Source organism: Sphaerotilus natans (genome assembly GCF_900156335.1).
GTDB classification, from domain to species: Bacteria; Pseudomonadota; Gammaproteobacteria; order Burkholderiales; family Burkholderiaceae_C; genus Sphaerotilus; species Sphaerotilus natans.
This window is the reverse complement of record NZ_FTMZ01000012.1, coordinates 43,416-69,223: the sequence shown is the minus strand read 5'-3', so window position 1 is coordinate 69,223 and position 25,808 is coordinate 43,416. Positions and strand designations below refer to the sequence as shown.

Annotated in this window: 27 protein-coding genes and 1 tRNA gene; 8 read left to right on the top strand and 20 right to left on the bottom strand. The window is 70.4% G+C overall.

The window, feature by feature from the left end; all coding sequences use genetic code 11:
- Window positions 1-51 precede the first annotated feature (51 nt).
- From flgL to flgB, 11 genes are all read right to left on the bottom strand, one after another.
- Complete coding sequence (flgL, locus tag BW996_RS12030) at window positions 52-1,287, bottom strand: flagellar hook-associated protein FlgL (protein WP_037477958.1); 1,236 nt, start codon at window positions 1,285-1,287, stop codon at window positions 52-54.
- A gap of 37 nt (window positions 1,288-1,324) precedes the next feature.
- Entirely contained in the window at window positions 1,325-3,004 is a 1,680-nt protein-coding gene (flgK, locus tag BW996_RS12025) for a flagellar hook-associated protein FlgK (RefSeq protein WP_051631495.1), read from the bottom strand.
- A 121-nt stretch (window positions 3,005-3,125) separates the two neighbouring features.
- Entirely contained in the window at window positions 3,126-4,094 is a 969-nt protein-coding gene (gene flgJ, locus BW996_RS12020) for a flagellar assembly peptidoglycan hydrolase FlgJ (RefSeq protein WP_037477959.1), read from the bottom strand.
- 1 nt (window position 4,095) lies between these two features.
- Window positions 4,096-5,283 carry a flagellar basal body P-ring protein FlgI gene (locus BW996_RS12015; protein ID WP_241461815.1) on the bottom strand — a complete coding sequence of 396 codons (1,188 nt, stop codon included), beginning with the start codon at window positions 5,281-5,283 and terminating at the stop codon, window positions 4,096-4,098.
- 35 nt (window positions 5,284-5,318) lie between these two features.
- A complete protein-coding gene (locus BW996_RS12010) occupies window positions 5,319-5,936 on the bottom strand; it encodes a flagellar basal body L-ring protein FlgH (RefSeq protein ID WP_081837926.1) in 618 nt (205 codons plus the stop codon).
- An 86-nt stretch (window positions 5,937-6,022) separates the two neighbouring features.
- The gene (gene flgG, locus BW996_RS12005; RefSeq protein ID WP_037477962.1) at window positions 6,023-6,805 is read right to left on the bottom strand and encodes a flagellar basal-body rod protein FlgG; all 783 of its coding nucleotides are present in this window, start codon (window positions 6,803-6,805) and stop codon (window positions 6,023-6,025) included.
- Window positions 6,806-6,830: 25 nt separating this feature from the next.
- Complete coding sequence (gene flgF / locus BW996_RS12000) at window positions 6,831-7,559, bottom strand: flagellar basal-body rod protein FlgF (protein ID WP_037477964.1); 729 nt, start codon at window positions 7,557-7,559, stop codon at window positions 6,831-6,833.
- Between the two features lie 32 nt (window positions 7,560-7,591).
- Window positions 7,592-8,815 (bottom strand): flagellar hook protein FlgE, encoded by a 1,224-nt coding sequence (gene flgE, locus BW996_RS11995; protein WP_037477966.1) that lies wholly within the window; start codon window positions 8,813-8,815, stop codon window positions 7,592-7,594.
- A 42-nt stretch (window positions 8,816-8,857) separates the two neighbouring features.
- Window positions 8,858-9,547 carry a flagellar hook assembly protein FlgD gene (locus BW996_RS11990; RefSeq protein WP_051631496.1) on the bottom strand — a complete coding sequence of 230 codons (690 nt, stop codon included), beginning with the start codon at window positions 9,545-9,547 and terminating at the stop codon, window positions 8,858-8,860.
- A 26-nt stretch (window positions 9,548-9,573) separates the two neighbouring features.
- Entirely contained in the window at window positions 9,574-9,984 is a 411-nt protein-coding gene (gene flgC, locus BW996_RS11985; protein WP_037478007.1) for a flagellar basal body rod protein FlgC, read from the bottom strand.
- Window positions 9,984-10,394, bottom strand: a complete 411-nt coding sequence (flgB, locus tag BW996_RS11980) for a flagellar basal body rod protein FlgB (RefSeq protein WP_037477968.1) — start codon at window positions 10,392-10,394, stop codon at window positions 9,984-9,986. Before flgB ends, flgC begins: the two co-directional genes overlap by 1 nt.
- A gap of 228 nt (window positions 10,395-10,622) precedes the next feature.
- Between flgB and flgA the strand changes: the two genes are divergently transcribed.
- From flgA to BW996_RS11965, 3 genes are all read left to right on the top strand, one after another.
- Complete coding sequence (gene flgA / locus BW996_RS11975; RefSeq protein WP_051631497.1) at window positions 10,623-11,330, top strand: flagellar basal body P-ring formation chaperone FlgA; 708 nt, start codon at window positions 10,623-10,625, stop codon at window positions 11,328-11,330.
- Between the two features lie 279 nt (window positions 11,331-11,609).
- Window positions 11,610-11,969, top strand: coding sequence for a flagellar biosynthesis anti-sigma factor FlgM (gene flgM, locus BW996_RS11970; protein WP_051631498.1), 360 nt, complete (start codon window positions 11,610-11,612; stop codon window positions 11,967-11,969).
- 57 nt (window positions 11,970-12,026) lie between these two features.
- Window positions 12,027-12,389 carry a hypothetical protein gene (locus BW996_RS11965; RefSeq protein ID WP_139330860.1) on the top strand — a complete coding sequence of 121 codons (363 nt, stop codon included), beginning with the start codon at window positions 12,027-12,029 and terminating at the stop codon, window positions 12,387-12,389.
- A gap of 8 nt (window positions 12,390-12,397) precedes the next feature.
- Here the strand turns inward: BW996_RS11965 and BW996_RS11960 are convergent, their stop codons facing one another.
- The 5 genes from BW996_RS11960 to BW996_RS11940 form a co-directional block, all read right to left on the bottom strand.
- Window positions 12,398-12,772: a DUF1801 domain-containing protein gene (locus BW996_RS11960; protein WP_037477971.1), complete on the bottom strand. Its 375-nt coding sequence runs from the start codon at window positions 12,770-12,772 to the stop codon at window positions 12,398-12,400.
- Between the two features lie 169 nt (window positions 12,773-12,941).
- Window positions 12,942-13,511 carry a dCTP deaminase gene (gene dcd, locus BW996_RS11955; protein ID WP_037477972.1) on the bottom strand — a complete coding sequence of 190 codons (570 nt, stop codon included), beginning with the start codon at window positions 13,509-13,511 and terminating at the stop codon, window positions 12,942-12,944.
- 68 nt (window positions 13,512-13,579) lie between these two features.
- Entirely contained in the window at window positions 13,580-14,434 is an 855-nt protein-coding gene (locus BW996_RS11950; protein WP_037477973.1) for a phosphate/phosphite/phosphonate ABC transporter substrate-binding protein, read from the bottom strand.
- Window positions 14,435-14,471: 37 nt separating this feature from the next.
- On the bottom strand, window positions 14,472-15,140 hold the full coding sequence (locus BW996_RS11945) for a LuxR C-terminal-related transcriptional regulator (protein WP_037477974.1): 669 nt from the start codon (window positions 15,138-15,140) through the stop codon (window positions 14,472-14,474).
- 87 nt (window positions 15,141-15,227) lie between these two features.
- On the bottom strand, window positions 15,228-15,959 hold the full coding sequence (locus tag BW996_RS11940; RefSeq protein WP_051631499.1) for a helix-turn-helix transcriptional regulator: 732 nt from the start codon (window positions 15,957-15,959) through the stop codon (window positions 15,228-15,230).
- Window positions 15,960-16,263: 304 nt separating this feature from the next.
- On the opposite strand from BW996_RS11940, the gene BW996_RS11935 reads away from it, so the two are divergent.
- A complete protein-coding gene (locus BW996_RS11935) occupies window positions 16,264-18,324 on the top strand; it encodes a S8 family peptidase (RefSeq protein ID WP_051631500.1) in 2,061 nt (686 codons plus the stop codon).
- Window positions 18,325-18,331: 7 nt separating this feature from the next.
- On the opposite strand, the gene BW996_RS11930 is transcribed toward BW996_RS11935, so the two are convergent.
- Both BW996_RS11930 and BW996_RS11925 read right to left on the bottom strand, forming a co-directional pair.
- Window positions 18,332-19,075, bottom strand: coding sequence for a SapC family protein (locus BW996_RS11930; RefSeq protein WP_037477980.1), 744 nt, complete (start codon window positions 19,073-19,075; stop codon window positions 18,332-18,334).
- Window positions 19,072-20,379, bottom strand: a complete 1,308-nt coding sequence (locus BW996_RS11925) for a hemolysin family protein (RefSeq protein ID WP_037477983.1) — start codon at window positions 20,377-20,379, stop codon at window positions 19,072-19,074. The genes BW996_RS11930 and BW996_RS11925 overlap by 4 nt, the downstream gene beginning before the upstream one ends.
- A gap of 65 nt (window positions 20,380-20,444) precedes the next feature.
- Between BW996_RS11925 and BW996_RS11920 the strand changes: the two genes are divergently transcribed.
- From BW996_RS11920 to BW996_RS11905, 4 genes are all read left to right on the top strand, one after another.
- Window positions 20,445-21,266 (top strand): symmetrical bis(5'-nucleosyl)-tetraphosphatase, encoded by an 822-nt coding sequence (locus BW996_RS11920; RefSeq protein ID WP_037477984.1) that lies wholly within the window; start codon window positions 20,445-20,447, stop codon window positions 21,264-21,266.
- A gap of 19 nt (window positions 21,267-21,285) precedes the next feature.
- Window positions 21,286-21,375 (top strand) — tRNA-Ser (locus BW996_RS11915).
- Window positions 21,376-21,435: 60 nt separating this feature from the next.
- The gene (locus BW996_RS11910; RefSeq protein ID WP_037477986.1) at window positions 21,436-21,825 is read left to right on the top strand and encodes a phosphonate transporter; all 390 of its coding nucleotides are present in this window, start codon (window positions 21,436-21,438) and stop codon (window positions 21,823-21,825) included.
- A 15-nt stretch (window positions 21,826-21,840) separates the two neighbouring features.
- The gene (locus BW996_RS11905) at window positions 21,841-23,145 is read left to right on the top strand and encodes a sensor domain-containing diguanylate cyclase (protein WP_245801914.1); all 1,305 of its coding nucleotides are present in this window, start codon (window positions 21,841-21,843) and stop codon (window positions 23,143-23,145) included.
- Window positions 23,146-23,156: 11 nt separating this feature from the next.
- Here BW996_RS11905 and BW996_RS11900 read toward each other — a convergent pair whose 3' ends face one another.
- Both BW996_RS11900 and BW996_RS11895 read right to left on the bottom strand, forming a co-directional pair.
- A complete protein-coding gene (locus BW996_RS11900; protein ID WP_037477989.1) occupies window positions 23,157-24,536 on the bottom strand; it encodes a TolC family protein in 1,380 nt (459 codons plus the stop codon).
- Complete coding sequence (locus BW996_RS11895; protein ID WP_083701051.1) at window positions 24,536-25,807, bottom strand: beta-barrel domain-containing protein; 1,272 nt, start codon at window positions 25,805-25,807, stop codon at window positions 24,536-24,538. The genes BW996_RS11900 and BW996_RS11895 overlap by 1 nt, the downstream gene beginning before the upstream one ends.
- Window position 25,808: the final 1 nt, after the last annotated feature.

Below are 25,808 nucleotides of genomic sequence, written 5' to 3'. Positions count from 1 at the left end.
AGATCGGGCTCGGGAGTTGATCGGCGGCGGCGAGTCGCGCGGGCGGCGGCATCAGGTGCCGATGTAGTCGAACAGCGACATCTTGCCCATGGTCGCGTAGGACTTCAGCGCCGCCTGGTAGACCGTTTCCTTGGTGCTCAGATCGGAAATCGCCTCGGCCAGGTCCAGATCCTCGGCCTTGGAGCGGATGACCTGGTCGGCCTCGATGCGGCTGTCGGTGCGCGACTCGAAGCCATCCAGACGATTGAGCGTGTCGCCGGAGCGCGAGCGCATCATCTGCAGGTTCGACAGCACCTGGTCGATGTCGCGCAGGCCGGAGTTGCGCGCCTGATCGAGCGCACCGCTGCCCGCCGACTTGTCCGACAGCACCGAGATCACCTTGTCGAGCGCGTCGAAGACGCTGAGATCCTCGGTCGAGGGCTCGACGGTGAAGACATCGCCGGCCTGCGGCGTGCCGGTGATCGCGAAGCTCATGCCGGGCAACGCGGTGATGGCCTGACCGGACACATAGGCCCGGGTGCTGCCGGCGGCATCCGGATAGGGCGAGCTGCTGCCGTCGGCCGCGATGCGGGTCACGGTGTAGGTGGCGCTGTCGGAGAAGGTCAGCGCGTAGCTCTCGCCCTCGCCCAGCTCCAGCGCCGACGGGTTGCTGACGCTGCCCGCGCCGATCCAGGCGGTGCTGCCTGCACCGAGGTTGCCCGGAGCGGTCTTGAAGACGCCGTTGCCGCTGCGCGCGCCCAGCCAGGCGGCCTCGCCATCGAGCGTCAGCGGCAGCGCCTCGTCGAGCGAGCCCTGCGCGCTCTCGGCCACGCCGTTGAAGACCACGCCGCCGGCGGTGTCGGCAAACGGCACCCGCTCGGCCGCCTGGCCACCGAAGATGTAGTGGTCGCCGGTGTCGGTGGTGTTGGCCAGCCGCAGCAGCTCGCCGCGCACATGCTTGAGGCTCTCGGCCAGCGAGGCGCGGTCGGCGGCGTTGTAGATGCCGTTGCCCGCGGCCACGATCGTCTCGCGCGCGCCCTGCAGCCGTTCGATCGCATCGCCCATCGTCGATTCGGCCAGCGACATCGCGGTGCGGCTGGCCTCCATCGACCGCAGCAGGCCCTCGCTGCGGGTCTGGTTGACGCGGGCCCGCTCGGCGCGGGCAGCGGCGGCCGGATCGTCGCTGGGCTTGTCAACCCGACGACCGCTGATCAGACGCTCGCGCGCCTCGCTCAGGGACTTCTCGTGGCGCTGCAGCGCGATCAGGCTGGAATCGCGGCTCTGGGCCGAGGCGATGCGGTAACTCATGGCGGGGCTCCTGGTTCGTTGCCGTCTCAGGACAGGCTCAGTTCATGATCGACAGGATGGTGTCGAAGATCTTCTGGGTGGTGGTCAGTACCTTCGCGGCCACCTGGTAGTTCTGCTGGAACTGGATCAGGCGCGCCGCCTCTTCCTCGAGGTTCACGCCGGTCTCGGAGCTGATCTGCTCGGTGACCCGATCAGCGACCTTGGTCGAGGCATCCGATTCGGACTCGGCGCGCTGCACCTTCACGCCCAGGTCGGCGACCATGCGCGAGTGCGCGTCGGTGAAGGAGCGGCCCTCGAAGGTCTTGGCGGTGGTCAGCGCCTGCAGCTGCAGCGCGTTGGCATTGCCCGAACCGGCCGAGCTGGCGCCCGCTGCGGCGATGCGGCGGCCGTCGGTGATCGCCGAGCGGGCATTCTGGGCCGCCTGGCTGACCGGCTGCAGCGTGAAGCGGTCGCCCGAGGCCATCGCCGCGCCGCTGATGTCGATGCGGAAGCCGTCGATGGTCGCACCGCTGGCGACGCCCGAGAAGACCGTGCCGTCCGAGGTCCGGGTGACCTGGTAGGCGGACGGATCGGACGGATCGGCGCGCAGCTCGTAGTCGCTGGCGCGCAGCGCGCTGCCCTGGCCGGCGACCCGGGTGATCTGCACCGAGGTGGCCGGCTGGCCGAAGGCATCGCGCGCATTGCGGTCCGACGGGCGCACGGTGGCCTCGCCGACGCTGAGCAGGTCGCCGCCGGTGCGGCCGTCCAGATCGGTGCCCTGCGCGTGCTGGGTGTTGATCGTGTCGGCCAGCACCGCTGCCAGCATGCCGAGCTGGCTGCGCGCCTCTGGCAGATCCTCGTTCTGGAAGCGCAGCAGGCCACCGAGGCTGCCGCCGGTCACGCTGGCCGAATCCAGCGGGCGCTTGGTGCCGCTGGCCTCGACCTCCAGGCTGGCCACCTGCGGCGAGCCCTGCGAGATGCGCACGCCCAGCTCGCGGGTTTCGCTGCCCAGCACCAGCGCCTGGCCACCGGCGACGAACAGGCTGACGGTGCCATCGGGCTTGCCGTCGGCGCCGCGGGTCTCGACGCGGCTGACGTCGATGTGCTGGCTCAGCTCCTTGATGAGCTGATCGCGCTGGTCGAGCAGATCGTTGGGCTGGTTGGCCTGGGCGCCGGTGCCGGCCAGCTTGCTGTTGAGCGTGGCGATCTTGGCGGTCAAGCCGTTGACCAGCGAGACCTGGTCCTCGATCTCCGACAGCGTCGACTCGTGCAGCTGCTCGATCTGGTCGCCAGTGGAGCGGAAACGCGAGGTCAGCTCCTGGACCTTGCCCAGCACCACCTCGCGCACCGACTCGTCCTTCGGTGCGCTCGACAGGTCGGAGAAGGAGGCATAGAGGTCGGCGGTGGCCTGGCCCAGGCCCTCCTCGCCCATGCCGTAGGCGCTCTCGAGCTGCTCGAGCAGACCGAAGCGGGTGCTGTCGGCCGCGGCCTGCGACTGGGTCTGGATCACCTGCCCGCCCAGAAAGGTGTTGTGCGAGCGCTCGATGGTCTGCACCGACACGCCCCGGCCGATGTAGCCAGCCGAGGTTTCATGCCCCGCCACCGTACCGAGCTTGACCTCCTGGCGCGAGTAGCCCTTGACGCTGGCGTTGACGATGTTGTGGCCTGCGGTGGCGATCTGCGCCTGCGCGGCGAACATCGCCTGCACGCTCATGTTCATCAGGATGGAGGTGCTCATGACGGTCTCGGTGATGTCTGGATCGGAACGCTGGAAGTCGGAAAGCGGGAAGTCGGTCCGTCGGGGCGGCGCGAGGGCAGGAAGCCCGGATCACGCAAAGGCCCGCTCGAACTGCAAGAACTCATGAGGTGATGTCGGCAGAACCCAGGTGGCGCTGAAGCCTGCGAGTCGTATCAATCACACGCTTGAGCTTGCCGGCGTAGTCCGGATCGGTGGCGTAGCCGGCGCGCTGCAGGCTGCCGGCGAAGGCGGCGGCATCGCCGGTCGAGCGCATCGCCTCGGCATAGCGCGGGCTGGTGCCGATCAGCCGGGCGTAGTCGCGGAAGCTCTCCTCGTAGGACGCATAGGCGCGGAAGTTCGCCCGCACCTTGCGGGGCGTGCCATCGATGACCTCGGTGGTGGTGATGGTCACGGTCGGTCCGGTCCAGCCGGCGCCAGCCTTGATGCCGAACAGGTTGTGCGAGTTGCTGCCGTCGCTGCCGCGGATCTCGCGCCGGCCCCAGCCGGTCTCGTGGGCGGCCTGCGCCAGCATGAAATCGGCCGGGATGCCGCTGCTGCGCGCCACCGCCTGCGCCGCCTCGGCATGGCGGCCGATGAACTGGCGGGCGCTGGCGCCGGGATCGCGCGTCACCGCGCCGGCAGCACCAGCCTCGTCGTCACGGTCGACCGGTGCGACCGCAGGCGCGGCACGGCGCCCGGCCATCGCGTTCATCGCCCAGGTCGACATCGGCAGCATCGTCATCGCGCCCGGCTCGGGTGCGGCGGTCCCCAGACCGGAGGCGCCCGTCGGCAGGCCGGCCTGGCGCTCGAGCTGGCGTGCGATCGCCGCGGCCAGGCCGCCCGGCTGGCCCGACATCTGCACCGCGTACTGCTGGTCGAGCATGTCGCGGCCCATGCCGGTGGCCTGGTTCTCGAACAAGCCCTCTGCCATCGTGGTGGAGCGCATGCTCTTCATCAGCTCCTGCATGAACAGCGCCTCGAACTGCTTCGAGACCTCGCGGATCGCCGCCTTCGGATCCTCGGTGGCAGCGCGCCTGAGCGCATTGAGGGAGGCGCCGCCGGCGGCGAGCTGCTGCGGGGACGAGACCATGTCAGATCACCTCGAGTTCGGCCTGCAGGGCGCCGGCGGCCTTGATCGCCTGCAGGATGGTCAGCAGATCGGCCGGCGTGGCGCCCAGCGAGTTCAGCGCCTTGACCACCTCGGTCAGCCGGGTGCCGGCAGGCAGCTGGATCAGCGCGCCGCCGTCCTGCTGCATCTTGATGTCGCTCTTCTCGGTCACCACGGTCTGGCCGCCCGACAGCGGCGGGGGCTGGCTGACCTGCGGCGTGGTGCTGATGGTCACCGAGAGATTGCCATGCGCCACCGCGCAGGGTCCGAGCGTGACGGCCTGGTTCATCACCACCGAGCCGGTGCGGGCGTTGACCACCACCTTGGCCGCCGGCGCGGCCATCTCGACCTTGAGATTCTCGACCTCGGCCATGAAGCTGACCCGCTCGTCGGGCGTGGGCGGCAGGCGCACCTTGACGACCCGGCCGTCGAGCGCCTGGGCGGTGCCGGCGCCGAAGCGGGTGTTGATCGCGCCGGCCACCGCGCGTGCGGTGGCGTAGTCGCTGCTGGAGAGATCGAGCTGCAGCGCATCGCCCTGCCCCAGCGGGCTGAGCACGCCGCGCTCGACGGTGGCACCACCCGGAATGCGCCCGGCCAGCAGGTGATTGACCTGCACCTTCGAGCCGCCGGCCGAGGCGCCGGCGCCACCCACCATCAGGTTGCCCTGGGCCAGCGCGTAGATCTGGTTGTCGGCGCCGCGCAGCGGCGTGGCCACCAGCGTGCCGCCGCGCAGGCTCTTGGCATTGCCCAGCGAGGACACGGTGATGTCGAGCAGCTGCCCCGGCTGCGCGAAGGGCGGCAGCGTCGCGGTCACCAGCACCGCGGCGACATTCTTCAGCTGCATCGAGGTGCCGGCTGGCACCGTGACCCCGAGCTGCTGCAGCATCGCGTTCAGGCTCTGCGTGGTGAAGGGCGTCTGCGTGGTCTGGTCGCCGGTGCCGTCCAGGCCGACCACCAGGCCGTAGCCGATGAGCTGGTTCGGACGCACGCCCTGCACCGTGGCGACCTCCTTGATGCGCGCAGTGGTGGCGGTGGCCGGCTGCACCACCGGCGCCGGCGCCGCCGCCGGCGCGGCCTGCACCGGCGTGGCCCACGCGGCCAGCAGCGCCAGCAGCATCACCGCACCCACGGGCAGGACCGGCGAGCGCCGGAGCATCAGGAGACTGGACATCGGAAACTCCGCCGATCGTGCTGCCCGCCAGGGCCTCAGATCGGCATCAGGTTGAGAAAGAAGCGCGACAGCCAGCCGATCTGCTGCGCGTCAGCCTGGCCGCCCCGGCCCTTCTGCTCGACGCGCACATTGGCGATCTGCGCCGATGCGACCTGGTTGCCCGGCTGGATCACCCGCGGGTCGATCTGGCCGGAAAAGCGCAGCACGTCGACGTTGTCGTTGACGCCGATCTGCTTCTCGCCAGCGACGATCAGGTGCCCGTTGGGCAGCACGTCGACGACGGTGGCGGTGATCGTGCCGCTGAAGTTGTTGCTGTTCTGGGTGCCGCCCTTGCCGCTGAAGGTGTTGGCGCTGCTGCCGCCCACGCCCGCGCGGGTGAAGGAGTTGGCCGACAGCATCGGCAGCGCGGTGATCGAGCCCGACAGCTCGCCCTTCTTCTCGACCGTGCTGGTCGAATTGGAGCTGGCGCTGACCCGCTCGATGATCTGCACCGTGATGGTGTCGCCCACCAGCCGGGCGCGGTGATCCTCGAACAGCGGCCGGTACTGGCTGGCCTGGTAGATCGCGCCGTTGGCGCGCACCGGTGCCGGCTGCGCGTAGGGGCGCACCACCGGCGTCTCGGGCATGTCGACCTTGGCCACCGTGGGCAGCATCGTCGTCTGGCAGCCGGCCAGCAGCAGCGCGCCGGCTGACGCGGCCAGCGCCGCCCCCCGGGCACCCCGCCGCGAAGCCGGCGCGATCACAGCTGCGCCAGACGCTGCAGCATCTGGTCCGAGGTCGAGATCGCCTTCGAGTTCAGCTCGTAGGCGCGCTGGGTCTGGATCATGCCGATCAGCTCCTCGACCACATTGACGTTCGAGGACTCGACGAAGCCCTGCGCCAGGCTGCCGGTGCCGTCCGCACCCGGCGCCGCCACGTTGGGACCGCCCGAGGAAGCCGTCTCGGTGTACAGGTTCTGGCCGCGCGGCTCCAGACCGGCCGGATTGACGAAGTTGGCCAGCGTCAGCTGCCCGACCTGCTGCGGCGCCGCCTGGCCCGGCACCGCCACCGAGACCGTGCCGTCAGCGCCCACGGTGATCGACTGCGCATTGGCCGGAATCGTCACGCCGGGCAGCACCTGCTGGCCGTTGTTGGTCACCAGCTGGCCGGTCGAGCTGACCTGGAAGGCGCCGTCGCGGGTGTAGCCGGTGGTGCCGTCGGGCATCTGCACCTGGAAGAAGCCGTTGCCCTTGATCGCGACATCGAGCGGATTGGTGGTCTGCTGCAGCGTGCCCTGGCTGAACTGGCGCGAGGTCGCCACCGTGCGCACGCCCAGACCGACCTGCAGGCCGGTGGGCAGCTGCGCCTGGTCGCCGTTGGGCGCGCCGGTCTGGCGCAGCGACTGATACATCAGGTCCTCGAAGACGGCGTGCGACTTCTTGAACCCGTTGGTGGCCACGTTGGCCAGGTTGTGCGAGACGACATCCAGCTGGGTCTGCTGGGCTTCCATGCCGGTCTTCGAGATCCACAGCGCACGCATCATGGCGTCGGCTCCTTCGTGTTCGGAATCAGTTCATCGACAGCAGCTGCTGGGCCTGCTGCTCGTCCTTCTCGGCGGTCTGCATCGCCTTGGTCTGCGCCTCGAACTGGCGCGCGGCGGCGATCATCGCCACCATCGTGCCGACGGCGCTGACGTTCGAGCCCTCCAGCGCGCCCTGGGTGACGCGTGCGGTCGGCTCGGCCGCCAGATCGCCATCGGCAGCGCGGAACAGGCCGTCGTCGCCGCGCTTGAGCGCCGTCTCCGGCACCACCAGCTTGAGCCGGCCGACCGCGCCCGCCGCACCGCCGGGCACCTTGGCCGCGACGGTGCCGTCGTCGCCGATCGTGACCTCGGCATTGGCGGGAATCGAGATCGGGCCGCCCTCGCCGATCACCGGCAGACCGCCCGATCGGGTCACCAGCGTGCCGTCGGCGGTGGTCTCGAAGCCGCCGGCGCGGGTGTAGGCCTCGGTGCCGTCCAGCGCCTGCACCGCAAACCAGGCATTGCCCTGGGCGGCGACGTCGAGCGCGCGCCCGGTGGCCATGACCTGACCCGGTGCCGGGTTGTAGCCGGTCGTGGTCTCCAGCGCATAGGCGCGCGTCGTGGCGCCGTCGCCGCGCACCGGCACCGCGCGAAAGGCCTGCAGCTCCTCGCGGAAGCCCGCGGTCGACACATTGGCCAGATTGTTGGCCAGCACGTCCTGGCGCTGCATCGTCGCCTTCGCGCCCGACATCGAGAGGTAGATCCTGCGGTCCATCGCCGGCTCCGTTCAGTGGATGGGCCCGCTGCTCAGCGCAGGCTCACCAGCGTCTGCAGCACCGAGTCCTGCGTCTTGATCGTCTGCGCATTGGCCTGGTAGAGGCGCTGCACGGTGATCATGTTGACCAGCTCGGCGGTCATGTCGACGTTGGACTCCTCCAGCGCCCCCGACTTCAGCAGGCCCAGCGTGGCCGATCCCGGCACGCCGGCAACCGGATCGCCCGAGGCATAGCTCGAGGCCCAGACATTGCCGCCCATCGACTTCAGGCCCTGCGGGTTGCGGAAGTTCGCCAGCTCGATCTGGCCGGCTGTCTGGGTCATGCTGTTCGAATAGCGGGCGGTGATGATGCCGTCTTCCTCGATGGTGAGCTGGGTCAGCTGGCCCGGGGCGTAGCCATCCTGGCTGACATCGGTCACGCCAAAGTTGCCGCCGAACTGGGTCAGCTGAGACAGGTCGACCTTGACACCGTTGATCGGGTCGTAGGCAGCGCCACCGCCAGGAATGTTGAGCGTCAGCTCGGTCAGGCTCGGGTTCAGGCCGCTCGAGTCGAAGGTGATCTGCGATACGTCAAGCTGCTCGGGATCACCGTCTCCATCAATGTCAGGCGCGGTCGAGTAGATGTTCCAGCTGTCGGTGGCGGTCTTCTGGAAGTACAGCGTCACGTCGACCGGCTGACCCTTGGCGTCGTAGATGCGGACCGAGGTGGCATTGTGGTAAGTGGCCGGATCGTCGTAGTCGATGGCGCCGGCCACAGCGGTCTTGCGCGAGTCCAGGTTCATCTCGAACTTGACCTCCTCGGTGGCCTTCGGAGCAATGCCCACGGTGGGCAGCTGCAGCTGCGAGCGCACCTGCGTCACCAGGTTGCCGACGTTGTCGACCGGATAGCCCAGCAGACGGTGTCCGGCACCGTTGACGATGAAGCCCTCGCTGTCGAGCTTGAACTGGCCATTGCGCGAATACAGCATCTGGCCACCGGTGTCCTGCATCTGGAAGAAGCCGTCGCCGTTGATCGCCACGTCCATCAGGTTGTTGGTCGAGACGATGCCGCCCTGCGAGAACTGCTGCGCGATGCTGGCCACCTGCACGCCGATGCCGGCCGCATTCGCGCCACCAAGCGAGCGGGCATAGAGGTCGGCGAACTCGGCCCGCGCGGCCTTGGCGCCATAGGTGCCGGCATTGGCGATGTTGTTGCCGATGACCTCGAGGCTCTTGCTGGTGGCGTTCAGGCCCGACAGGCCTTGCTGAAAGCTCATGGGGGACTCCTGGGGGAAATTCGGGGGAAGAAGACGACGGGTTCAGCTGCCGAAGGCACGCACTGCGCTGTAGGCGACGGTCGATCCGTCCTTCAGCGTCAGGTTCATCGAGGCGCTGCCGCTGCTGCCGGCGGCCACCGAGGTGATCTGCTGGCTCTGCAGCGCGGTGCTGCTCACCGCGGCGGTGCCCCGGGTGGCGCTGACGCGGAAGCGCAGGCCGGTGGTGTCGACACCCTCGGCCGGCGTCCAGCTGAACTGCTGGCGACCGGAGGTCTCGGCGCCGAGGTCGATGGTGTCGATCACCCGGCCGGCACTGGAGAGCACATCGACCTTGACCGAGTCGGCCGCGCTGCCCAGCTCGAACTGGCCGGTGGCCTTGCCGTCGGACACCGTCAGCGCGTTGCCCGGCACGATCACCGAGCGCCCGACCAGCGAGGCGCTCTGCATCGCCTGCATCTGCAGGAACTGGCTCGACATCGACGAGATGCTCTCGTTGACCTTTTCCAGCCCGGAGACGGTGTTGATCTGCGCGAGCTGGCTGGTGAACTGCGCGTTGTCGGTCGGGTTGAGCGGATCCTGGTTCTGGATCTGCGTGATCAGCAGCTTCAGGAACTGGTCCGACATCGCCTTCGTGCTGCTGGCGGTGCCGGCCGAGCTGCCCGACGAGCTGGCGTTGATCTGCGCGGCCAGCGCGCTGGTGGACGATGCGGTCGACGAGGTGGTGGTGGTCATGGTGGTCCTGCGGCCTGGTGTCAGCCTCAGCCCTGGCCCATCTGCAGCGTCTTCAGCAGCAGGGACTTGGCGGTGTTCATCACCTCGACGTTGTTCTGGTAGGAACGCGAGGCGGAGATCATGTTGACCATCTCCTCCACCGGATTGACGTTGCTGAAGGTCACATAGCCCTCGGCGTCGGCATTCGGGTGGGCGGGGTCGTGGATGCGGCGGCCCGGCGTGTCGTCCTCGCGCACCGCCGAGACCTTGACGCCGACGCTGCTGGCGTCGTCGCTCATCGGCAGGGTCTGGAAGACCACCTGGCGAGCCTTGAAGCTCTTGCCGTCCGGGCCGGCCGCGGTGTCGGCGTTGGCGAGGTTGGACGAGACGGTGTTGAGCCGCTGGCTCTGCGCGCTGACCGCGCTGCCGGAGACATGGAAGATCCTGAGCAGAGACATCATTGCCCCTTGATGGCATCGAGCATGGTGCGCACGCTGCCGTTGATGAAGCGCAGCGAGGCCTCGTACTTGACCGCGTTGTCGGCGAAGCTGGCGCGCTCGCGGTCCATGTCGACGGAGTTGCCGTCGAGGTTGGTCTGGCTCGGCAGCGCATACAGCAGCGAGGCCTCACGTGTGGCGGGCAACTGGCCGATACCGAGGTGGCGCTCGCTGGTGCCAGCCATCGCCACCGCCGGCACCGCCGAGCGGCCGGTGGCCTGGCGCAGCGCAGTGGCGAAGTCGAGATCGCGCGCCTGGTAGCCGGGCGTGTCGGCATTGGCGATGTTGCTCGCGATCAGCCGCTGGCGCTCGGCGCGCAGCAGCAGGGCCTGGGACTGGAAGCCCAGCGAGCTGTCGAGACGGTTCAGCATGACATCCTCGGCATCGGGGTCGGGGTTCGGGGATCTGGCGGCATTCTTGATGCCCCCCCGGGACAGCGCTCCACGGAAAAGGCCGACACGTGCGCCCCATCTTGGGCACTGGATCGTCTCGAGAGCGACCTACAGTGGCGCGTCATGATCGAGTCACCGTCTGCCACTGCTGCCCCTGCTCCGAGCGCCTTCCAGTCCGCGTCGGACCCGGCACGGGCCGGGACCCGGGTGCTCGCGATCGCCCTGCCGCTGCTGACGCTGACGCTGGCGCTGGCAAGGCCCGTGCAGGCGAGCGACACGAGCACGGCGCCCTCCCCGATTCCGCTGCAGCAGCTGATGGAGCTGGCACGCGGCGGCGCCTCCGCGCTGCCCGCAGATGCGCGCATCGAGATCGAGCCCGGGCAGCTCGATGCCCGCCTGAAGCTGGCGCCATGCCGGCGCATCGATCCCTACCTGCCGACCGGCTCGACCGCCTGGGGCCGCACTCGCGTGGGCCTGCGCTGCACCGACGGCCCGGTGAACTGGAATGTCTTCCTGCCGGTGACCGTGCGGGTCTGGAGCCCGGCGGTGGTGAACACCGGACCGCTGCAGGCCGGCGCCGAGATCCGTGCCGAGGACCTGCAGATCCGCGAGGTCGACATCGCCAGCGCCGCCGCGCCGGTGTTCCGCGATCCGCAGCTGCTGGTCGGACGGCTGGTCACCGCCACGCTGCCCCCAGGCACACCGCTGCGCCCGCATCACCTGCGCACTCGCCAGTGGTTCGCCGCTGGCGAGACGATCACGCTGGTCTATGTGGGCGAGGGCTTCTCGGCCAGCACCGAGGCCCAGGCCCTGTCGAACGGCCTGGACGGACAGGCCGTCAGGGTGCGGACACCTTCGGGCAAGATCGTGACCGGCTGGCCCACCGGCGAGCGTCGTGTCGAGGTGCGCTCATGAGCCGCAAGATCCGCCGCGATGCCGAGCGCTGCGGGCTGCCGTGGCTCGCGGAGCCCTGGTCAGCCGCCGCCCCTGAAGTGCATCTTCACGCAGATTTGATACACAAGCAGATACAACTTACCCACGCTCCGGCTAAAGTGCCTGTCAGGCAGACCGATACCCAACTTGACACAGAGGTTGCGAGAATTCGGTCACACGCCACGACACAGGGGTTGTGTTCTGGCGGTCGAATGCTCGACACCCGGAACAAGGACCATCCAAGGTCTGCAGGAGTACGTGATGAAGATCGGCAACAGCAATCCCCTGAACACCCCGGCGCCAGCCCTGGCGGCGGTCAATCCCACGGCCCCACCGGTCCGGCAGGAGGCCACGCCGCGTGAAGCCACGCCGCCGGCTCCGGTCAACGGCACGCCCGCCGACGCCGCGGACAGCAGCACCAATGTGCAGATGTCCGAGACCAGCGCTGCGCTGCGCGAGGGCGGCATGGCCGACGCGAACGCGGAGTTCGACACCGAGAAGGTGCAGCGCATGCGCCAGGCCATTTCCGACGGGGTCTACCGCATCAATGCGGAAGCCATCGCCGACAAGCTGCTGGCCAATGCCCAGGATCTGCTGGGCCAGATCGGAACCGGTCGCTGAGGACGGGGCGGCCAGCCCGCTCGCAGCGGCGACCGCCAACGCGAGACCTCGTCGACCATGAACTCTTCACGACACACCCCGCCCCCTGCCACGAACGCCCTGTCACCCGAAGCGCTGATGGGCCGTCTCGAGCGAGAGATCGCGCTGCTCGAGCATGCGCTGAGGCTGCAGGACCATGCGCGCATCGAGCCCCAGGCCCGCCGCCTGCATGAATTGCTGGCCTGCACGATGGACACACTGACTCCCGCGGCCCGACAGGGCCGGCTGTCGACAGCGATGCGCGACCGGCTGAGCCTGGCTTCGGACCGTGTGCGCGAGGCCCTGGCGCGCCTGCAGCGCAGCCGCGCGCCGGTCGACCGGGCCGTGGCGGTGCTGGCCGGCGAGGAGCAGGACCCGGTCCGGCGCGGCTACAGCGCCTGAACCAGAAGTCAGCGCGCAGCAGCCTGCAGCAGGCCGAGCGAGGCTCGCACCACCTCGCCGATCAGCAAGGCATCGACCGGCTGGCTGTAGCGGAACTTCAGGATGCGCATGCCCCGGCCGACGCCGTCGAGCTGGGGAAAGCGCATCATCAGCTCCGCCCCGTTGAGCACCTGCAGATGCGCCTGGCCCTTGTGCAGCGCCATCGCCATCAGGTTGCTGCCGCGATACAGGAACATCAGATTGCCCCAGCGCACCGCCTGGGCCAGATCAGGCTCGGCAGCGATCACCGCCTGCTGGATCGCGGTAGCCGTCGCGACTTGCGCAGGCGGCAGCATGTCGAAGAAATTGGCCACCAGTGCGGCGGGCCGGACAAGATGTCGCATGGAGGAATTCCGTCGCGGCGGAATGTCAGGGGGAGCGGATGCGCCTCGTCCGTGGTGCCGCGATGCGGCAGGGTTTCACGCCCGACCCGCATTGACGGGATAGGACGAACAGCCGTTCGATGGTAGCAAAGCGCCCCGGAAACGGACCGGGGCAATCCCCCATGGGCGCTCAGGTGCGCGGCAGCGTGACGCCGGTCTGGCCCTGGTACTTGCCACCACGGTCACGGTAGCTGGTCTCGCAGATCTCGTCGGACTCGAAGAACAGCACCTGCGCGCAGCCCTCGCCCGCGTAGATCTTGGCCGGCAGCGGCGTGGTGTTGGAGAACTCCAGCGTCACGTAGCCTTCCCACTCGGGCTCGAAGGGCGTGACGTTGACGATGATGCCGCAGCGCGCGTAGGTGCTCTTGCCCAGGCAGACGGTCAGCACGCTGCGCGGAATGCGGAAGTACTCGACCGTGCGCGCCAGTGCGAAGCTGTTGGGCGGGATGATGCAGACATCGCCCTTGAAGTCGACGAAGCTCTTCTCGTCGAAGTTCTTCGGGTCGACCACCGTGGAATGCACGTTGGTGAAGATCTTGAACTCGTCGGCGCAGCGGATGTCGTAGCCGTAGCTCGAGGTCCCGTAGCTGACGATCTTGTGGCCGTCCGGAGCGAAGCGCACCTGAGACGGCTCGAACGGCTCGATCATGCCGTGCTGCTCCGCCATGCGGCGGATCCACTTGTCGCTCTTGATGCTCATACGGACTCGGGGTCGGAGGGGAAACGGGGCGTGATTCTATGCTCAGGCGCCAAGCCGGCATCGGCCGCTCAACGGATCAGCCCGGCCTGCCGGGCCGCGTCACGCACCGGATCGAAGGCCTCGGGCGGCGCCAGCACGAAGCGGCGGGTGCCGTGGCTGCGCAGGATGTCCTTGCCGCCGGGCACCGCCTCCAGCGCCAGGAAGGCGGCCGCGATCGCGTTGCGGTGGCCTTCGCCAAAATCGCCGCGCACGCTCAGCGAGCGGTCGGCGCGGGGCTCGGTGCTCATCAGCACGCGCCACTGGCGGGCGTCGATGCGCGAAGCCGCGCCCCAGCCCTCCCAGGTCGCCTGGGCAAAGGCCGCCGCATCGACCTGGCCGGACTGCAGGGCCTGCAGCACCGCCTCCTCGTTCTGCGCGTGGCTGACCTTCAGGTCGCGGGCCGGGTCGATCCGGGCCGCCAGCAGCGCCGCGCGCGGCATCAGGTGCGCCGCAGCGCTGCTGACCGGGCCGAAGCCGAGCGTGCGCCCCTTCAGGTCCTGCGGCTTGCGCAGGGCCGAATCGGCGCGCACGACGATGACCGAGCGGCTGCGCGCATCCTCGTCGCGCTGCACCAGCGGCAGCACCTGGCTGGGCGCCTGCGCCTGCAGCATCACCAGCGTGCCCGCCGGAATCCACGCCAGATCGACCTTGCGGGCCAGCAGCGCGGCCGAGAGCTGCGCTTCGGTCTTGAACGGCACCCACTGGGCGCGGGTCTTCAGTCGCTTCGACAGGTAGTCGCCCAGCGGCTCGAACTGCTCAGCCTGCTGCTCCGGCGTGCGTCCGTCCGGCACCGCGCTGATGCGCAGCACGCTCTGCGCGGCGGCGACGCCGGTCAGGCCGGCCAGCAGCAGGCCGGCGCCCCAGCGCAGCAGGAATGGGTTCATGGCGATCGCTCCTCGTGTCGGGCCGGTTCGGTTCGTCTCAGTGGGGAAAACGCAGTCCCAGCCGAGCCGCGGTGACCACCGCCTCGGTGCGCGAGCCCACGTCGAGCTTGCGAAACAGCGCCAGCAGATGCGTCTTGATGGTGGACTCGGCCAGATCGAGCTCGCGGCAGATGATCTTGTTCGACTGACCGGCCGCCAGCAGCCGCAGCACGTCGACCTGGCGCGGCGACAGGCCGAGCCGGTCGATGATCTCGGCATTGCGCGCGTCCTGCGAGACCGAGGGCGCGGCCACCGCCGGCGTGGGCGCCACCGCGTTGTAGACCGCCGGCGGCAGGTAGACGCCCCCGCCCAGCACCACCCGCAGCGCGCTCTCGACGCCGCCGCCCCGGGTGGTCTTCGGGATGAAGCCGGCCGCGCCCTCGTTGAGCGCGGCGATCATGGTCTCGGCGTCATCGGCGGCCGACATCACCACGATGGTCAGCTCGTCCGACACCGCGCGCAGCTGGCGCAGCGTCGGCAGGCCCTGGCTGTCGGAGACGCCCAGATCGAGCAGCACCAGCTCGATGTCGGGCTCGGCCTGCAGACGCTCGAGCGCCTCGCGCACGCCGCCGGCCTCGCGCATTTCCACCTCCGGAAAACGGGCCGCCAGCAGCATCATCAGGCCGGAGCGGAACAGCGTGTGATCGTCGACGAGGAGAGCCTTCATGCAGCGGCCAGCAAATCGGAGGAGCCCCGACTATAGCCAAGCCGGCCTGCGTTCAGCTTGCAGGCGCTTGCGCGGCCCTCCGTACGCTCAGGCCGCACGGAGGGCCGGCATCGCGTCGAGCTCGGCCTCGATCACCCGCATCGGCACTTCGCGAGCCCGCATCTCCAGCCACTGCACCGCGCGCACCGAAGGCACCGGAATGCGACACAGCACCTCGCGCTCGTGGCACCAGGCGTCGAGCAGCCAGATGCCACCGTCATGGATCATGCGCAGCGGCGAGACGATGCGCTCGCGCTCGCCGCCGCCATCGCCTGGATCGATCGTCAGCCGCAGGCGCCGGCGCTCGAGCACCGCGCCGGCCAGACGCTCGAAGCTGCGCCCGCGCACCGGCTTGCGCACCGGCGGCACCACCCGCAGCCGGCGCACCAGCTCGCGCGCCTCGCTCTCGCTGGTGCCGAGCATGCCCTGCAGCCGCTCGAGCACCGGCTGCAGATGCCGGCCCATGCTGCTCGAGCCGCCCAGACCGTCGAGCAGCTGGTGCATCGTCAGCAGCGCATGGATCTCGCGCTCGCTGAACCACACGCCTGGCGCCTCGGGCTCGGCGGCGCGTCGCACCGGCCGACCGGTGCCGGCAAAGCGGTAGCCGTTGCGCTCGCGGTCGTAGACGATGGCCGCATCCATGCGGGTGCGCAGGTGGTCGAGATCGCGCTTGAGCGTGGCACGCGAGATGCCCAGCTCGGTCATCAGATCGGCAAAGCTGACGCAGCCGCGGCTGCGGATCAGCAGCTCGATCCGGCAGAAGCGTTCCGTGCGTTCCATGTGGACTTCCCCTGGTTGGTCCGGCTCGTGCGAGTCGCCGGACACACGCGCCGGGCTCACCTCATGAGCCTGATGTTAGCCGGCGTTTATTCCGATTGAGGAATCAATTGATCCCGCATTCAAGGGATGGAAGAACTCGACAGCAACACCCACGCCAAGTCTTTACGCCGCGTGACAAGGGGGTGCCGGGCCGGGAACAGGGCGAGACAAATGGCTACACACCCGTCAGGCGCTTCATTGCCCGGCAACAAGGCCGACAAGCAGGCAGGCCTAAACTCGTCCGATCCCCGAGATCGCCCCCACGATGATGACGACCCGCCCCACCTCGAACACGCTGGCCACCCTGACCCTGTCGGCGCTGTCGGCGCTGTTCCTGACCGGTCTGGCCCCGCAGGCCCTGGCCGGCACGGAGCGCACGCCGCTGCGGGCCGCCACCCTGCCGGCCGAGAGCGTGCAGAGCGCCGAGACCGCACGCGTCATCGTGCGCCTGCGCACCAGCACCCGGCTGGCCTCGACGCTGTCGGCCGGCACCCGTGCCACCGTGGCGGAGCTGCGCCAGGCCCAGGCGCTGGGCAGCCGTCTCGGCCTGACGCTGCAGGACGGCCACAGCCTCGCCCCCGACATGCAGGTCATGACCGCCAGCGGCATGAGCAGCGCGACGCTGGCACGCCGGCTCGCGGCCGACAGCGAGGTGCTGTCGGTGCATGTCGACCAGCGTCGCCGCCCCCATGCCGCGGTCAGCGATCCGCTGTACGCCGGCGGCAGTGGCTTCAGCCCGGCCAGCGGCCAGTGGTATCTGCGCAGCGCCTCGAGCACGCTGGTCTCGGCGATCAATGCCGAGACGGCCTGGTCGCTGACCACCGGCAGCGCCGGTGTCATCGTCGCGGTGCTCGACACCGGCGTGCGCTGGAACCATCCGGATCTCGACGGCAAGCTGGTGGGCGGCTACGACTTCATCTCCGAGTCGGTGATCGCCAACGACGGCGACGGCCGCGACAGCAATCCGGCCGATCCGGGCGACTGGATCAGCAGCACCGAGAACAGCAGCAATGCCACGCTCAAGGACTGCGGCGTCTCCGACAGCAGCTGGCATGGCACGCAGATGGCCGGACTGATCGGCGCGTCGACCAACAATGCCAGCGGCATGGCCGGTCTGGGCCGCCATGTGCGGGTGCTGCCGGTGCGGGTGCTGGGCAAGTGCGGCGGCTATGACTCCGACATCATCGCCGGCATGCGCTGGGCCGCCGGCCTGACGGTGCCGGGCGTGCCCGCCAACCCGAATCCGGCGCGGGTCATCAACATGAGTCTGGGCTACAAGGATGACAGCGCCAGCGGCTGCACGGCGTCCGACCCCTATTCGGTCGCGGTGGCGGAGGTCAATGCGGCCGGCGCGGTGGTCGTGGCCTCGGCCGGCAACGACAGCCGCCAGGTCAACAAGCCGGCCAACTGCCCCGGTGTCATCGCGGTGGCTGGGCTGCGCCACGCCGGCACCAAGAACGGCTTCTCCAGCCTCGGCCCGCAGGCGACCATCGCTGCGCCGGCCGGCAACTGCGTCAACCTCAGCGGCGAGTGCCTCTATCCGATCCTGAGCACCAGCAACACCGGCACCACCACACCGTCCTGCCCCACCCACACCACCGGCGGCAGCGATGCGGCGGTCGGCACCAGCTTCTCGGCACCGCTGGTATCAGGCACCGCCGCGCTGATGCTGGCAGCCAACCCGGCGCTGACACCGGCGCAGGTCATGGCCCTGCTGAAATCGAGCGCCCGCAGCTTTCCGACCAGTGGCGCGGGTGCCGGCGTGTCGACCTGCGTGGCCGGCCTCAGCGCCGACCAGGACGAGTGCTACTGCACCACCGGCACCTGTGGCGCCGGCATGCTGGATGCAGGCGCCGCCGTGCGCGCCGCCGCCGGCTCGCTGCCGATCGCACGCATCGGCGAGACGACGACCCGCATCGACCTTGGCAGCGCGACGCTGCTCGACGGCAGCGGCTCGAGCGTGGCGACTGGCCGCACGCTCGCCGGCTACGGCTGGGCGCTGGGCGACAGCACGCTGGCGCGATTCAATGGCACGACCGGCGGCTCGACCGCCTCGGTCTCGGCGCTGGGCAGCGGCCTGGTGGCGGTCACGCTGACCGTCGCCGACAGCGCGGGCAGCAGCGCCAGCAGCTCGGCCGTGCTGCGCACCGGCCCGGCCCCGACCGCCACCTGCGGCACCGACAGCAGCGACGGCGCCGGCACGCCAGCGGCGACCACCTCCACGGAAGACAGTGGCGGCGCGCTGGGCGCAGGCTGGCTGGCAGGCCTGGCGCTGGTCACGGTGCTGCTGGCGGCGGTGCGCCGCCGCGCCATGGCCGCGGCCTGAGCCGAACTCAGGCGCTCAGGCGCGCGGCCAGCGTCTGCACATGGCCCATCGACACACGATGGGCGTGGATCATCGCCATCAGGCCGCTGCGGTGCAGCTCCAGCACCGCCTCGTCGGGCAGCGTCGCCAGGCGCTGCTCGTCGATCAGGAAGAAGCCGGTGGCGTTGAGCTGGCGCCCGCTGGCGAGCTCGCCGCGGATCTCGCCGCCGCGCAGCAGGTCCAGCGCGACCAGCCGGTCGCACAGCGCGCGGGTGCGCAGCGTGTCGCGCTCGTAGCGCTCCAGGACGGCCAGCGTCTGCTTCAGGAATTCGGTCGGTTGGCCGTCGTCGGCGATCAGGCGCTCGCCCTCCACCGTGTTGAAGCCCGGCCAGGACGCATCGACGGCCAGCGTCGGCGCGCCGTCGTCGGCGGTGGCGTAGGCAAACGGGTAGCGGCGCAGGAAGGCCGGAATCGTCGTGCCGATCCAGCGCCCGTCGGCGTCGATGCAGAGGTTCTCGCCCTCGCTCAGGCCCAGCAGCGCCACCGGCGCGACCCGGGTGCGGCCCTCGCCGTCGCGCCCTGCCGGCACGAAGGCCAGCGGCAGCTCGCGCGCGAGCGACTCGAACTCGACGACGGTGACCGGCACCGCATTCAGCCCGGCGGCGATGCGCCAGTCGGTGACCGGCACGACGCGGCGATCAGCGTGCTGCTCGCGGGTCAGCAGCACCGGATGGTGGTAGAGCACGCCGGCACCGGCGTTGGACGATGTCATGTCGTGGGCTCCTCGGCCAGTTCCTCGATGCGGCTGGCCAGCACCTTGTCGACGCGCTTGCCGTCGAGGTCGACCACCTCGAAGCGCCAGCCTTCCCATTCGACCGCATCAGCGGTCTGCGGCAGCCGGCCCAGCAGCAGCATCACCATGCCGGCCAGCGTGTTGTAGCGCCCCCGGTCCTCGTCGGGCAGCAGCTTCAGGCCCAGGCGGTCCTTCAGCTCAGGAACGGGGATCATCCCGTCGACCAGCCAGGAGCCATCGGCGCGCTGCACCGCCCAGGCATCCTCGGCCTGATGCGGCGTGAACTCGCCGGTGATGGCTTCGAGCACGTCGCGCAGCGTGATCACGCCCTGCACGACGCCGTATTCGTCGACGACGAAGACCATCTGCACCGGCGAGCCGCGGAAATGCTCGAGCAGTTCCATGCCCGAGAGCGTCTCGGGCACGAACACCGCCGGCTGCATCGACTCGAGCAGCACGAACTCGCGGCTGCCGGCGAGCTGCATCAGCAGCTGGTGCGCGGTCACCACGCCCAGCACCTCGTCGAGACTGCCGCGGCAGACCGGATAGCGCGAATGACCGTGCTCGGTCAGCACCGACAGGATTTCCTCGCGCGGAGCAGCCACGTCCAGCCAGGCGATGTCGCCACGCGGGATCATCATCGAGCCGATCTGGCGGTCGTCGAGCCGGAAGACGTTGCGCACCATCAGGTGCTCGTGCGCCTCGATGACGCCGGCATCCAGGCCCTCTTCCAGGCTGGCGGCGATTTCCTCCTCGGTCACGCCACGGCTGCCGGTGTCGCGCACGCCCAGCAGCTTCAGGATGGCCTGGGTCGTGCCCGACAGCAGCTTGACGAAGGGGCCGGCGGCCACCGACAGCCAGGCCATCGGCTGCGCGACCAGACGCGCCACCGTTTCCGGGTACATCTGGCCGACGCGCTTCGGCACCAGCTCGCCGAAGATGATGGTCACGAAAGTGATGATCACCACCACGAAGGCGGTGCCGATCACCGAGGCGATGTTCTCGGGCACCGGGAAGGTCTCGATGATCCAGGCCGAGAGCAGCCCCGAGAAGGCCGCCTCGCCGACGATGCCGTTGAGCACGCCGATCGAGGTGATGCCGATCTGCACCGTCGAGAGAAACTGGGTCGGGCTGTCGTGCAGCGCCAGCGCGGCGCGGGCACCGGCGTCGCCGGTCTCGGCCATCACCTGCAGCCGCGCCTTGCGGCTGGCGGCCAGGGACATCTCGGACATGGCGAACACGCCATTGAGCAGGATCAGCGAAAAGAGTAGAGCTAGGTCCATGACAGGCACGGCAAGCCCCGCCGCGCCGGAAGTTGAGGCCCGGCGAGCGTAGCAGAATCCGGGCCATGATTTACCTGATCGGCGACCTGCAAGGCTGCTGCGACGCTTTCGAGCGACTGCTGGCCACCCTCGACTTCTCCCCCTCGCGCGACCGCCTCTATCTGCTGGGCGACCTCGTGAACCGGGGGCCGTGCTCGCTGAAGGTGCTCGAGCGCCTGGCCGGCTTCGGCGATGCGGCCACCTGCCTGCTGGGCAACCATGACCTGCACCTGCTGGCGGTGGCGCACGGGGTGCGCGCGCCGCACCGCTCCGACACGCTGGGCGAGATCCTCGCCAGCCCGCAGCGCGAGGCCTGGCTGGACTGGCTGCGCCACCAGCGCCTGGCGGTGCAGGCGCACGGCTGGCTGATGGTGCACGCCGGCGTCGTGCCGCAGTGGGACGCGGCGCAGACGCTGGCCCTGGCCGCCGAGGCCGAGGCACTGCTGCGCGGCCCCAACCTGCCCGCCTTCCTGCAGGTGATGTACGGCAATACGCCCGCGCGCTGGGACGACACGCTGGCCGGCCACGACCGGCTGCGGCTGATCATCAACGTGCTGACGCGCATCCGTTTCTGCGAGGCCGACGGCACGATGGACTTCCAGCTCAAGGAAGGCGCCGACGCCGCCCCCGCGCACCTGCGCCCCTGGTTCGACATTGCCGGCCGGCGCACCGCGGGCACGCCAGTCGCGTTCGGCCACTGGTCGACGCTGGGCATGCTCGACCGACCCGACCTGCTCGCGCTCGACACCGGCTGCGTCTGGGGCGGCCGGCTCACGGCCGCGCGCATCGACGGCGGTCGGCGTGAACTTGTCGGCATCGACTGCGCGCAAGCCCTCGCGCCGTTCTGACTACAATGGCGACCCTGCTGGAGGTGTGGCCGAGCGGTTTAAGGCACCGGTCTTGAAAACCGGCGAAGGGGGAACCCTTCCGTGAGTTCGAATCTCACCGCCTCCGCCAGCAGGCCCCACCCGGGCTGCCTCGGGCGCAGCTCGCCGCCGTCAGTCAGGAAGCACCGACGTGAACGACGCCTCCCTCCCCGGCTTCGACCAGCCCGACCTGCTCGCCTCGCTCGAGGCGATGACCGACACGGAACTCGATGCGCTCGGCTTCGGCGTCATCGGCTTGCGGCCTGACACCGTGGTGTGCCGCTATAACGCCTACGAATCACGCGCCGCCGGTCTCAGCCCGGCGCGAGTGCTCGGCCTGCCGCTGTTCTCGGTCGTGGCGCAGTGCATGAACAACTTTCTCGTCGCGCAGCGCTTCGACGATGCCGCCGAGGTCGGCCAGCCGCTCGATGCCATCGTCGACTTCGTGCTGACGCTGCGCATGCGGCCGACGCCGGTGAAGCTGCGGCTGCTGGCCACGCCCGGCGTCGAACGCCGCTATGTGCTGATCCAGCGCCTCTGATCCGGATCGGATCGCATGATGGCCGCGTCCCCGCCGGACGAGAACCCTGGCACCGACGAGCAGCAGGAGCTGCTGCAGCTGCTCTACGCCGCGCCGGTCGGCCTGGTGCAGACCGACGACGAGGGTCGCATCGCGCTGGTCAACGCCGCCGCGGCCCAGCTGCTGCTGCCGCTGGCCATCGGCGCGTCGCTCGCCAACCTGCTCGACCTGCTCGGCCCGGCGATGCCGGATCTGGCCCTGCGGGCCCGCAGCGGTGCGCCCGGCGAGCTGCTGATCGACGGCGAGGCCCTGGCGCTGCGCGTCGGCCCCGAGGGTCGGCAGCGCCCGCTGGTGCTGTCGCTGACGCTGCGCCGGCTGCAGGCCGGGCAGCTCGTCGCAGTGCTGTCGGACATCACCGCCCAGGTCGAGCGCGAGCGCCGGCTGCGCCAGAACGAAGCCTGGCTGAATGCGGCGCTGACCGGCATTCACGACCATGCGGCAGTCGGCCTGGATGCCGAGGGGCGGGTCGCGCACTGGTCGGCGTCGGCCACGCAGATGACCGGCTTCGCGCGTGAGGCGGTGCTGGGCCGGCCCGCGACGATCTTCCATGCGGGAGGCGCCACCACGCCGGAGCGCCTGCTCGACCGCCTGCACGAGGCGCGCGCCGACGGCTGGAGCATGGACGAGGGCTGGCTGGTGCGCGCCGACGGCCAGCGCTACTGGGGCAGCACGATGATCGTGCCGGTCAGCGGCATCGGCGACGGCGACCCGCCCGCAGGCTTCAGCCTGGTGCTGCGCGACATCAGCGACCGCCGCGACGCGCACGAGCAGCGCCGCCGCGCCAGCGAGACCGATCACCTGACCGGACTGGCCAACCGGCGGGTCTTCTTCGAGGCCGGCCAGCGAGAGATCGAGCGCTTCCGGCGGGCACCGCGCCCGCTGGCGCTGCTGCTGCTCGATGCCGATCACTTCAAGCGTGTCAACGACCAGCACGGCCATGCCGCCGGCGACGAGGTGCTGCGCCAGCTCGCCGGCGTGATGCTGCGCTCGCTGCGCCAGGTCGACGTGCCGGCGCGCATCGGCGGCGAGGAGTTCGCGGTGCTGCTGCCCTCGACCGGGCTGGAGGGCGCGCGGCTGGTGGCCGAGCGGCTGCGCCGCGCGATGGCGGCCGACACGGTGACTCGGGCAGATGGCACCGTGATCCGCTATACCGTCAGCATCGGCCTGGCGCTGATGCAGGCCGACATCGCCGGGCTGGAAGCGCTGCTCGAGCGCGCCGACCGGGCGCTGTACGCGGCCAAGGCCGCCGGCCGCGACCGGCTGGTCGTCGACGGCGAATGAACTGAGGCGATTCAGCGCGGCGCCGGCTCGGCCCGGAACGGCGCCAGCCAGGCGCGCAGACCTGCCCCGGCGGCCTGCATCTGCAGCAGCGCCATCAGATGCTCATGCTCGGCTTGGGCGCGCGCGAGCTGCAGCTGCGCATGGTCGTTCTCGGCCGAGATCAGGTCGAACAGCGAGCGCCGGCCCAGCCGCGCCCACTGCTCGCGGGTGGCGCGGCGCAGCTGGTCGCTCTGCTCGAGCAGCTGGCCGATCTGCTGCTGGCGCCGCTGCGCCGCCTGCGCGGCGTCGTGCAGCACCTGAAGCTGGCGGCTGCGCTCCTCGAGACGCGCCTCGCGCTGCATGCGCGCCGCGGTGACTCGCTCGATCGCGGCCTGCACGCCGGCGTCCGCCGCGCCGGCGTCGGCCAGCACCAGGCCCAGCGTCAGACCGGCATTCCAGCCCGTGACCGAGCTGCCGTCGCGCCGGCTGGCCGAAGAGCCGATCTGCCAGCTCAGCTGCGGCGCATGCGCCGCGCGGGCGGCATCGACCTGACGGTCGAGCGCCTCGGCCTGGCGCTGCAGCTGGCGCAGCTCGGCCGCCTCGGGCAGCGCCTCGATCAGCGCGGCCAGCGGGGGCAGCGTCTCGAAGCCCGCCAGCGGGCCCGGCGGCAGCTCGGCGGCCGCCTCGGCCGCCGTCTCGCCGGCCAGGCTGCGCAGGCGCAGATCCGCCTGGCGCAGCTGCGTCTGCACCTCGGTGCGCGACAGTTCGGCCTGACGCAGGCTCTTGCCGGCCTGGATGCCCTCGCTGCCACGCCCACGGTCCAGCGCGACGATCTCGCCGACCTGCCGCGCCAGACAGGCCATGCGCGCCGCCTGCCGGTCCCAGACCTGCAGCTGGAGCCGCTGGCGACGGCGCTCCAGCGCAGCCGCCACCGCCTCGAGCGCGACCTGTTCGCGGGTGGCCTCGGCGCCCAGCGCACCGGCCTCGGCCAGCCCCTGGTAATAGGCGGACTCGGCCTGGCGCCGGCCGCCGTCGAGCAGCGGCGCCGACAGGCTCAGTCCCAGCCCGTGCTGCAGGCTCGAGCCGGTCTGGCCGCTGTCGCGTGCACCGCTCCAGACGCCCGAGCCGGACAGACTGAGCTGCGGTCGCCCCCCCGCCTCGACCTGCAGACGGTCCTGGCGCCAGGCACGACTGCCGGCGACCTGCCCCGCCACCTCGGGGCTGCGGCGCACCGCCTCGTCGGCCAGCGCGGCCAGCACCGCGCGGGCATCGCGCAGCACGGTCGGCCGGGTGACGGATGCAGCCTCGCTGTCCTCGTCGCAGACGGATGACGGGGCAGACTGGGCCCGCACGCCCGGCGCCAGCGCCATCAGGCCGACCAGCACCACCGACATCAGAAGCGTCCGCTGCATCAGCGCTCCCGGAAAGCCTCGCGGCCCTTGAGCATCGGCGAGATCAGGAACTCGAGCACGCTGCGCTCGCCGGTGCGGATCTCGATCGAGGCGGTCATGCCTGGCAGCACCGGCAGCGGCCGGCCGTCCGGCCCCTGCAGCGTCGAGACCCGGGTGGCCACCCGGACGCGGTAGTGGGTCTGCGGCTGGCCGTTCGGGCCATTGCCGGCCTCGAGGGTGTCGGGGCTGATGTATTCGACCTCGCCCTGCAGGCCGCCGTAGCGGTAGTAGTCGTAGCTGTCGAGCTTGATGGTGGCCGGCATGCCCACCCGCACGAAGCCGACCTCCGACGGCGCCAGCCGGGCCTCGATGCGCACCGTCTCGCCGACCGGCACCAGCTCGAGGATCGGCGCGCCCGCACCGACGACGCCGCCGCGCGTGGTGATGCGCAGGTTCTTGACGATGCCGCGCACCGGGGCCTTCAGCGTGGTGCGCTGCAGCGCATCCAGCCGCGCCACCTGCTGCTCGCCGATCTGCGCCAGCTCGCCGCGCACCCGCAGCAGATCGGTGGCGGCGTCCTGACGGAAACGGTTGATGCGCTCGGCCATCTGCATCTGCAGATCGTTGCGCTGGCGGTCGAGGCGCAGCACCTCGACCTCGGACATCAGGCCGCGTGCCGCCATCTGGCGCGCGGTGGCCAGCTCGGCATCGAGCATCGTCATGCTGGACCGGCTGACCGCGATCGCCTCGTCGAGGGCGCGCCGCCGCGCCTGGAAGGCCTCGGTCTCGGCCGCGACCAGCCCGGCCTGGGCCCGCACCTCGGCCGCAAAGACCGGGCTGCGCCCGCCCGCCTCGGCCTCCAGCCGTGCGGCGGTGGCCTGCAGCGCGAGCTGGCGGGCCCGGCCCTCGTTCTGCTGCGCGGCAAAACGGGTCGGATCGAGCCGCACCAGCTCGGCGCCGGCCTCGACCAGATCGCCCTCGCGCACCAGCAGCTCGGCCAGCAGGCCGCCCTCCAGGCTGGCGATGACCTGTTCATGGCCGCCGGGCGCGACCTTGCCGGGCGCCTTGGCGACGATGTCGACCCGCGCCTGTGCCGCCCACACGCCGGTGACGACCACGATGACGCACAGCAGGTAGAGCGCCCACAGCGCACGCGGCATCGGCTCGGTCAGCTCGGCCTGGCGGCTGCCGTGCAGGAAGCGCTCGTCGCCGGGCATCAGCACGCCGGCCGCCGGCGGCGTGGCCGCTTGCCGGCCACCCGCCGCGGGGAAGGAAAATCGGGGCAGACCCATG